This window comes from Holdemanella porci (assembly GCF_009696075.1).
Lineage (GTDB): Bacteria > Bacillota_I > Bacilli_A > Erysipelotrichales > Erysipelotrichaceae > Holdemanella > Holdemanella porci.
The window spans coordinates 1-9,806 of record NZ_VUMR01000066.1; the positions used below are offsets into that span (position 1 = coordinate 1).

Sequence of the window (9,806 nt, forward strand, 5' to 3'; positions counted from 1 at the left end):
CTTTCCTTCCTCTCGTTCGACTTGCATGTATTAGGCATGCCGCCAGCGTTCATCCTGAGCCAGGATCAAACTCTCCATTTGATTTAGCTCCCAGATGTCTCTGACATCTTTATTTCAATTCTTTGTTCGTTTCGAAATTGACGTTTTAGTTTGTATTTCTATTTCCTGTTCAGTTTTCAAAGATCATCTGCACCTCAGCAGTGCTCATCTATATTACCAAATACTTTTCGCTTCGTCAAATGTTTTTTTTAATTTTTTTTAAAAATATTTGAATTTATTTAAATAAATCATTAACACAGTGTTTACACACAAGTCATATAATGCTGACTTGAAATACATAAAAGACTATAAATAAAAAATAATCGATATTCAATCCAGCACGAAACGTCTCAATGTTTACAATTATACGACAACACATTTCATTTACTTTTCTCAAAGAAAGAAAATTTCAGTCTACTTTCATATATCAAAAAATAGAATTTAATTTAAAAAAGGAGCCTACGCTCCTTAATCAATAACTAGATTCTTTATACCATTTTGTTTTGCACAATCATAGAATTCTTGCATCTTTTCACTAGAATACATTTTTGGATTTTCTTTAAAACAATACTCCATATCTAAATACGCATATTTAGATTGGGCCAGAGGATTATAATTCAAGATTTCATAGTGAACATCTCCATAACAAGAAGCCAAAAACCTTGATATAGAAGAAATATTCTCAAAAGAAGCAGTCATTGTCGGAATTAAAGGCGTACGCACGATCACGTGTTCTTTTTTATTACTCTGAAGTAAATACGCAATATTCTTTAATACTTTTTCATTTGAAACACCCGTATATTGTTTATGCAAATTTTCATCATACAATTTACAATCACAATAAATCTGATCCAAGTAAGGTAAAGCCTTTTGTACATTCTCTAAATCCGTATATAGACTTGTTTCAATAGCTGTATGAATTCCTTTTTCCTTACAAGCCTTTAATAAATCAATCAAAAAATCACTTTGTAAAAAGGGTTCTCCCCCTGAGAAAGTAACTCCACCTTCTCTTTTAAAGAATATTTCATCCTTTAAAATTTCATGAACACATTCTTCTACCGTATATTCTTTGGCATCCATACTCAAAGCTAAAGTAGGACATACATCACAAATCGCATTCCAATCTTCTTTTGCGTTTCTTGAAATACAGATTTTATGATCTACACATCTTACTCCACCCTGTTTTGATGCATGTACACAACTAAGACAATGCATACACTTGGATTCCATATACAAGACTTGTGGTAAATAAGACAATCCTTCTGGATTTTGACACCACTTACAGCGAAGTGGACACCCCTTAAAAAACACCGTTGTACGAATTCCTTTTCCATCGTGTGTCGCAAAACGCTTTATATCAAATATATATCCTTTAGATGTTGTCATAACTTGTCCTTGCGATAATTTCATCCTGCAATTCTCCAGCAAGTTCTGTAAAATATGCTGTATAACCTGCAACACGAACCGTCAAAGAGCGATATTGATCCGGATTTGCTTTGGCATTTAATAAATCTTCTTTACGAACTACATTAAACTGAATATGTGGAATCTCTAAGTCAACAAAGGTACGCATAAAATTCGCAAACTTATCAATACCCGATTCAGTTTTAAAGAATTCTGGTAAAAACTTCATATTTAATAAGCCACCATTTGTTGTACAAGAATTATCTAAATGCGACACCGATTTTAAGACTGCTGTAGGACCCTTTAAGTCACGACCATACACAGCCGATAATCCACCATCTGCCAAAGGCGTTTGGGCAAGCCTTCCATCACAGCTAGCCCCTACATTTTCTCCCATAGGAACATGGGCACTCACCGTATACATTCCTGTATGATATTCTCCATTACGATAGTTTGTATATTTTCTTAATTTGTTTCTAAAATTCAATGCCCATTTTGCACCAATCTCATCCACCCATTCCACATCATTTCCATACTTAGGTGCACGATTTAGTAACATCTGGCGCATGACTTCATTGTTTGAAAAATTTTCTTTCAAAGCTTTTTCTAAATCAGCTGCATCAATTTTCTTTTCATCATATACAAGCTTTTTTAAAGCCGCCAAACTATCTGCAAGGTTTGCCACCTGAATTATTTGAATACCCGACAAATTATAATGCGCACCACCACGCGTTACATCCATACCTTTTTCCATGCAATCATCTATGACGCTTGATAAGAAGGCTGTTGGTAAAATATCAATATGCGCTTTTTCCACTTCTTCTAAACATGGAATCATTTTATCAATAAAATAATCCATCATTTTTTCAAAGGCAGATTCTAAATCAGAAAACGAAGTATATGTACTTAAAGCCCCATAATCAGGCCCCATTTGTTTCCCCGTCAACAAACAACGACCATGATTCAAAGTAAGTTCTAACACCTTATTCATATTAAACATGCCCGAATCCGACCAACCTAAATTATTGCCTTGTGTTGTAAGTTCCACACAACCGACAATCGCATAATCCATGGCATCAAAATGTGATATTCCTAAATCTTCCATCGCCTTAATAATTGCCTTATCATTGAAAAATTGTGGCATTCCACTGCCTTTTGAAACAACTCGAATCGCATGTTTTAACAGTTCATCATTCGTATGTTCATGAAGCCGAACGGATAAGTTGGGTTGTGGAAGACCAATATCTTCTTGTGCATTTAAAAACAAATGACTCAATTCATTACTAAAATCGTTTCCATTTTGATCTTGTCCACCAACACAAATATTGAATCCAATTGGAAAACCTGCAAAATATTTAGCACTATGCGCATTTCTTAGATATACAATCTCATTGAATTTCAACCATAAACATTCAATCAATTCTAAAGCTTCACTTTCTTTTAACATGCCTGAGTCTATATCTTGTTTATAGTAAGAATACAAAGTTTCATCTAAACGACCCGGAGAAAAACTAGATGCATTACTTTCCATGTGTAGTACGACAAATAAAAACCATAATGACTGCAACGCTTCATGAAATGTTACGGCAGGTTTATAAGCCAGATTTTCACAAATCTTTGCGACATCTTTTTTATTCATTTCCAAAGCTAAATCATGATAACGAAGCATAAACTTCTGTACACCTTGCATCACTAAAATAACACATTCATAGAATTCTTTTTTTGATTCAGAACATGTTTTTAAATGATTTCTAGCTAAATCAATATAGCCTTGTGGACCAAGTTCTAACCATTCCTTTACATTTGGACAAATATGCCCCTGAGCATGATCGGTTTGATTAACTTTTACCACTTTAGAAATTGCACTAATTTTATTACCAAAACGATTCTTAATAACATCCTCTAAACTTTTACCTTTCCAATATGGAACAATCACTTTACGAAAAGTCTCAATGTCTTCAGGACGAACATTAAACTTATCTTGAGGACGTGTTGGAATCGTTTCAAATTCACGATCCACCCAAGAAATTCCACTTTCTGGAAATACAACACCATAACGAACACCCTTTGTTCGATTTCCCACAATCAACTCTTCAGGTTCCATACCAATTTCAATTTCACTTAACGCGTTATACAAAGAAAGTGCACGCTTATAAGGAATCGATTTATCTTCATTTTCTTGATATGTTCGTGTAATAATCAAAGCTTGCTCAATACTTACAAAGCGTGGTTGAGATAACATTTTATCTTTCAGAATAGAAATACGATTTAACATAGTAAGTCCTCCATCTACAATTAGATTATAAAAAGAACTATGATCAAAATCAATAGTTCCTTATTACTTTTTATTACTTTTTATTGTTTGTAGAATTCCATAAAACGCATCCACTTTGGCATATTCATAATTTCCCATTTGATAAAACTTATCCGAATCCGCCAACATATAGGCCTTTTTCGATTGTTTTAAAACAATACGCTTTGTTTGACCATCGTTCGGCATATAGGTCATAACACTTTTGGACTCTAAATCTATACCAACCACACCTAAAAAAGCTAAATCAAAATGAAATCGTTGAAGAAATTCATCGCACATATTACCCACAAAGCCATTTCTTGCATAATCAAATTCTCCACCAATGAAAATAGAATGAATTTGACTTGTAGAAAGAATCTGAATTACATCCAACATATTCGTAACGACTGTAATACCTGAAATAGGTCTTAACACTAACAATTTAGCTAATTCAATATTCGTAGTCGAAATATCCAAAAAGACTGTCATATTTGGTTCAATCAAATCATAAGCCATTTGTGCTATTTTTTGTTTCTCCTTACTATTCACATTCTTTCTAGAATTGGCATCCTCCAAATGAACATTTAAACGATTCAAAATCGCTCCACCATAAATCTTTTTACATTTCCCTTTCGATTCTAAAAAAGCTAAATCTTTACGAATTAAATCGGGTGTTACACCAAAACGTGTACTTAAATCTTTTACCAACACTTTACCATTCTCTTGTAAATCTTCTAAAATTAAATTTTGTCTTTCTTCTACAAACATACTTATCACCTGTTTAAATATTATATCATTTTTGTGATATACTAAGAAACATCGAGGTACTACAAATGAATAAAAACGGAAATTTTAAAAGTACGGTAGGATTTGTGCTTGCCTGTGTAGGTTCTGCCGTGGGAATGGGAAACATATGGATGTTTCCATATCGTTTAGGACAATATGGAGGAGCTGCCTTTCTGATTCCATATTTAATTTTTATCGTCTTATTTGGTCTTGTTGGTTTATCGGCTGAATTTGCACTAGGAAGAATGGCAAAAACCGGAACATTAGGTGCTTATACATATTGTTGGAAGAATAAATTTGGTAAATATATTGGATGGCTTCCACTACTTGGATCTCTTGGAATTGCGATTGGATACAGTGTCATTTTAGGATGGGTATTTCGCAGCATTCAAGGTGTAGTCACAAACGAACTACTCACGAATAGTATTCCAGCTTTCTTTACGAATATGACACAATCCTTTTCAAATGTACCATGTCACTTTTTAGTCTTGTTTATTACTTGTTTATTGTTATTCACAAGTGCCACAAATGCCATTGAAAAAGTCAACAAAGTATTGATGCCAGCCTTCTTTATTTTATTTATATTCCTTGCCATTCGTGTCAGCTTATTTGACGGTGCTATCGAAGGTTATAAATTTTTGTTTGTTCCTAAATGGGAATGTTTACTCAACAAAGAAACATGGATCATGGCCATGGGCCAAGCCTTCTTTTCCTTATCCATTACAGGTTCGGGAATGATTGTATATGGAGCTTATTTAAAGGATAATGTAGATATTCCAAAGGCAAGTATGCAGACGGCAATATTTGATACAATTGCTGCGATGCTAGCGGCATTAGCCATTATGCCCGCCGTATTTTCTTTTGGCATTGATCCCGTTAGCGGTCCTAGTTTAATGTTTTTAACCCTTCCTGAAGTATTTAAACAAATGCCACTTGGCAATCTCTTTGCCTTATTCTTCTTTATTTCAGTAGCTTTCGCCGGAATCACAAGTTTAATCAACATGCTTGAAGCTGTGTGTGAGTCTTGGCAAAATCGCTTTCACATTTCTAGAAAAAAAGCGGTTTTACTTTGCGGCTTGATCACATTCATCGTTTCTGTATGTATTGAAAATGGAGATATTGTAGGTAAATGGATGGATGTTGTCACAATCTATATTATTCCTTTTGCAGCACTACTTGGAGCCATAACTATTTACTATGTTTTAGGATGGAATGCTTTAAAACAAGAATTAGACAAAGGAAGAAAAAAGCCGGTTGGACCGACTTTTAAATTCTTAGGTAAATATGTTTATGTATTTCTTGCCATCATTATTTTGATTTTGGGAATTCTTTATAACGGTATTGGCTAAGCGTTTCTAAATCTTTCCAAATAAATACACAGTCCTCTAGTATCATATAGCTATGAGGGCTGTTTTCTTTTGGAATCGAAACAGAGCCTGGATTCATATAAATAATACCATCTCGATCTTCAAGGGTAGGAACATGGGTATGTCCACATAGTAATAAAGATCCAGATTTTAGCTTAACAGGTTTTAAATGTCCATGTGTACAATAAATAAAGAGTCCGTTTATATCCAACATCGAATAATCCGCCAAACATGGAAAATCCAATACCATTTGATCGACTTCACAATCACAATTTCCACGAACACATAAAATCGAGTCTGAAATGGAATTTAACATCTCAATTACTTTTTTAGGTGCATACTCTTTTGGTAAATCGTTTCTAGGTCCATGATATAAAATATCCCCCAATAAGATCAATCGATCTGGTTTTTCGTATTTGTAAGCATCCATTAGTTTTTGACAATAATAACTTGAACCATGGATGTCACTTGCGATCATATATTTCATAAGTACTCCTTTTAAGAAAAAAGAATGCCGAAGCATTCTTTTATATATTATTCACCTTTTTCTAAAGCTAATGTACGAGTTGTTAAATCACATACTTCAGTTGGTCCATAATATTGGATTGCTCCTGGATAAGTATATGCAGTTTCAACAGCCCATGTATCACGGTTTGCTTCGAAGAATTTGAATGGTTTTCCATCTAATTCAACCAATGCTTTTTTGATAACTGGTTTATCTTCACCATTACGACGTTCAATATTCATCATCTTAGTAATTGGCATACCACCAGCAACCCATTCTTCAGCTGGTTTAGATAAGTTAGATACTTTTGATAAATATCCATTATATCCGTATTGGATCAACATGAATGCATTGTATCCTAATGAGTAGCAATAGTCAGCATCAAAGTTTGATGGGAATGCACAACGTCCTTCGTATCCGAAGAAGTGGTGTAATGCATTGAATTTACCTGTAAATCCTCTTTCAGTTAACTTATCTTTAACTAAAGCTGAGAACAATTTTTCTGATTCAATTAAAGATACCTGTACGTTTCCGTGTGGATCTCTTTCTAAGAATAATTGTTGTTGGATAGTTTGAGGTAAGATTGCGAATACAGCCATTGATTCAGCAGTTAAACCTTTTTCAATGAATGCATATTTTTCTTCCCAGCTACCTAATGCATTAAATTCTTCTGTTTTGTTTCCAGCTAATAATTCGTTGATTTCAGCAATCAATACTTTAAATTCTGGAACGAATTCAACTACACCTTCAGGGATGATTGCAACACCGAAGTTGTTTCCATTTGCAGAACGTTTTTCAACAGCATCTGCAATATAGTCAGCAATTTCAGATAAAGATTGTTTTTTAGCAGCAACTTCTTCTGAAATTAAACAAATGTTTGGTTGAGTTTCTAAAGCACATTCCAAAGCTACGTGACTCGCACTACGTCCCATAACTTTTACAAAGTGCCAATATTTTTTAGCAGAGTTTGCATCACGTTCGATGTTTCCGATTAATTCACTATATGTTTTAGTTGCAGTATCGAACCCAAATGAACATTCGATGTCTTCGTTTTTCAAGTCACCATCGATAGTTTTTGGACAACCGATAACTTGAACACCTGTATTGTGAGCAGCAAAGTATTCAGCTAATACAGCAGCGTTTGTATTTGAGTCATCACCACCGATAATTACGATAGCAGTGATTCCGTGTTTTTCACAAACTTTTGCAGCAACTGCGAATTGTTCTTCAGTTTCTAATTTTGTACGTCCAGATCCGATAATATCAAATCCACCAGTATTTCTGTATGCATCGATATATGCATCATCGAATTCTACATAGTTGTCTTCTAATAATCCAATAGGACCATTTTTAAATCCGTAAAGAACGTTTTCTTTACTAGTAGCTTTTAATGCATCGTATAGACCACAAATAACGTTGTGTCCACCAGGTGCTTGTCCACCAGATAAGATTACACCTACAACTTGTTTTTTAGCTGCAGAAGTATTTTCTCCCTTTTCGAATGTGATTTCTTTTTCTCCGTAAGTGTTAGGGAATAAAGCCGCAATTTTTTCTTGGTCTGCAACACTTTGAGTTGCGTTTCCTTCCTTAACACAGATTTCTGAAATACCATTTCTTAACATTCCAGGCAATTTTGGACTGTATTGGTATCTAGCTTTTTGAAGTGGTGATTGATTCATTTTTATATCTCCTTTTCAATTTATACCTACATTAAAAATTTTATAACACTTTGCCAAAAAAGTAAATACGACGCCTTTATTCAAGGCGTGATTTTAAACATTCAACACTCATTTCTTCCTGTAAGTATTCAAAGAACAATCCAATATGATACCCATCAGCTACGGCATGCGCAATTGTGATATTTACAGGCATCTGATAATTTTCATCATATTTTCCAGCTGTGATGATTGGAAAGAAGGCAGCACCCCCATTGACCATACGACTTGAAACCGCTGTAAATACAGTCCAGGGCGTACATGAAACACAATAAAAGTTTGCAGGTTGGCCTAATTTCACCTTGATTCCCCTTTTTGTTTTACCTAATTCCATGTCATAAGTAATATTTTTGTAGAAAGAATCAAAATCATCCGTAAACTCAGTCCAACAATCCGAAAATGTATGATCTTCTTCATGGAAAATCGTATAATTTGGAACTAAAGAATCCCACACACATAAATCTCCATTTTTATCTTTAAACATTTTAAAGTTCTCAATTCGATTTAACACTTTAGTCACACAATAAATCAACGTTGGATAAAATTTATATCCATTTGTATGACAAAAAGTTAATAACTCACTCACATCAATATTGGCCGTCATATTCACTTCAACATTTAAACTGTTTGTATAATACAAATAATGCTCTTTACGACACCAATTTTCTAAATCAATCTTCTTATATCTACACATAAAATCTCCTATATCATCGTCATGGTTACAGTACCCACTGTAATCAAAATTAATCCTAGTAATGCCTTCTTAGAGAGCTTTTCATGAAATACAACACGAGAAAAAACAATTGTTACAAGTATACTCAATTTATCAATTGGCACAACAATGCTTGCAGGTCCATCCTTTGACGTACTCTCATCATTAAAATGACGAGATTCTCTTTCTCTCATTGCGAGAAATGGAGCATCGCAAAGCTTTCAGCATGGTTCTAGGCCTTGCATATAGTCTTTACATAGCTCTTGTTTTTCGAGCATTTCCAATCCATGTGGACTGTACTCTGTATACTCATACTGCATCCAGCAGGGCTTACGCCTGAGACCTGACTGGATGAGAGATTCTTTATGCTAGAATCCAAAGCATGATTTCATTGTGTGTCCGCATTTTTTCATATTTTGAATCAATGTATCCTGCATCTTTACAAAATGTGTAAAGTCAAGATGACAGGCTTTAAAATCAGGGGCAGTCAATGTATCGTCAGTATGACAAATCAGAAAGGCAGAATACAAATCTCTTTGTACTTTACATCCTTCAATCGTTTTAAACCTTTCGTTAAGTGCAGGTTTAATGTATTCACCCGTATCATGGTGAAATTGAGAAGCACGATATTGATGAATATCTATTTCGTAGTATGGAATTCCATACTGTGTTGCCTTTGTTTTTAAATCAGCCTGCATAAGACCTGGAGAACGGTTCTTGATGGAGCGTCCATAACGTTTTTTGCGTTTATATTTGCACACCATCTTCAAAGAGCCGTCTTTTTGTTTAACAGCCGTTGCCTCATCCTGCCGTTCCGTTTTCTTCGACTTCTTTTGAAGAGCCTTGAAGTTCATTGGCTCAAGGATGAATTCGCTTGTGTTCTGAACGACTCTGTTGATAAAGGTATGATGTGAAGTCTTGATATAAGCAGACTGTTTTCGATAGAGCACGCGTATCTGTCGTTTCAGACGTCTACACCTTCTCG

8 protein-coding genes, 1 rRNA gene and 1 pseudogene are annotated in these 9,806 nt (G+C 34.5%); 1 reads left to right on the plus strand and 9 read right to left on the minus strand.

Annotation, left to right across the window (positions count from 1 at the left end; all coding sequences use genetic code 11):
- The 4 genes from FYJ55_RS09400 to FYJ55_RS09415 form a co-directional block, all read right to left on the minus strand.
- Positions 1-81, minus strand: a 16S ribosomal RNA gene (locus FYJ55_RS09400); the annotation flags it as partial.
- A gap of 426 nt (positions 82-507) precedes the next feature.
- The gene (locus FYJ55_RS09405) at positions 508-1,449 is read right to left on the minus strand and encodes a glycyl-radical enzyme activating protein (RefSeq protein ID WP_154556605.1); all 942 of its coding nucleotides are present in this window, start codon (positions 1,447-1,449) and stop codon (positions 508-510) included.
- The gene (locus tag FYJ55_RS09410) at positions 1,412-3,718 is read right to left on the minus strand and encodes a glycyl radical protein (RefSeq protein ID WP_154556606.1); all 2,307 of its coding nucleotides are present in this window, start codon (positions 3,716-3,718) and stop codon (positions 1,412-1,414) included. Before FYJ55_RS09410 ends, FYJ55_RS09405 begins: the two co-directional genes overlap by 38 nt.
- A 63-nt stretch (positions 3,719-3,781) precedes the next feature.
- A complete protein-coding gene (locus tag FYJ55_RS09415; RefSeq protein WP_154556607.1) occupies positions 3,782-4,504 on the minus strand; it encodes a DeoR/GlpR family DNA-binding transcription regulator in 723 nt (240 codons plus the stop codon).
- A gap of 65 nt (positions 4,505-4,569) precedes the next feature.
- Here FYJ55_RS09415 and FYJ55_RS09420 point away from each other — a divergent pair, with 65 nt between their 5' ends.
- Positions 4,570-5,871, plus strand: coding sequence for a sodium-dependent transporter (locus FYJ55_RS09420; protein WP_154556608.1), 1,302 nt, complete (start codon positions 4,570-4,572; stop codon positions 5,869-5,871).
- Here FYJ55_RS09420 and yfcE read toward each other — a convergent pair.
- The 5 genes and pseudogenes from yfcE to FYJ55_RS09445 form a co-directional block, all read right to left on the minus strand.
- On the minus strand, positions 5,831-6,376 hold the full coding sequence (yfcE, locus tag FYJ55_RS09425) for a phosphodiesterase (RefSeq protein ID WP_154556609.1): 546 nt from the start codon (positions 6,374-6,376) through the stop codon (positions 5,831-5,833). The two genes, FYJ55_RS09420 and yfcE, sit on opposite strands and share 41 nt — an antisense overlap.
- Before the next feature lie 47 nt (positions 6,377-6,423).
- Positions 6,424-8,073: a diphosphate--fructose-6-phosphate 1-phosphotransferase gene (locus FYJ55_RS09430; RefSeq protein WP_154556610.1), complete on the minus strand. Its 1,650-nt coding sequence runs from the start codon at positions 8,071-8,073 to the stop codon at positions 6,424-6,426.
- Between the two features lie 76 nt (positions 8,074-8,149).
- The gene (locus FYJ55_RS09435) at positions 8,150-8,803 is read right to left on the minus strand and encodes a chloramphenicol acetyltransferase (protein ID WP_154556611.1); all 654 of its coding nucleotides are present in this window, start codon (positions 8,801-8,803) and stop codon (positions 8,150-8,152) included.
- A gap of 8 nt (positions 8,804-8,811) precedes the next feature.
- On the minus strand, positions 8,812-9,015 hold the full coding sequence (locus FYJ55_RS09440; protein ID WP_154556612.1) for an EamA family transporter: 204 nt from the start codon (positions 9,013-9,015) through the stop codon (positions 8,812-8,814).
- Positions 9,016-9,189: 174 nt separating this feature from the next.
- A pseudogene (locus FYJ55_RS09445) lies at positions 9,190-9,806 on the minus strand (hypothetical protein); the annotation flags it as partial.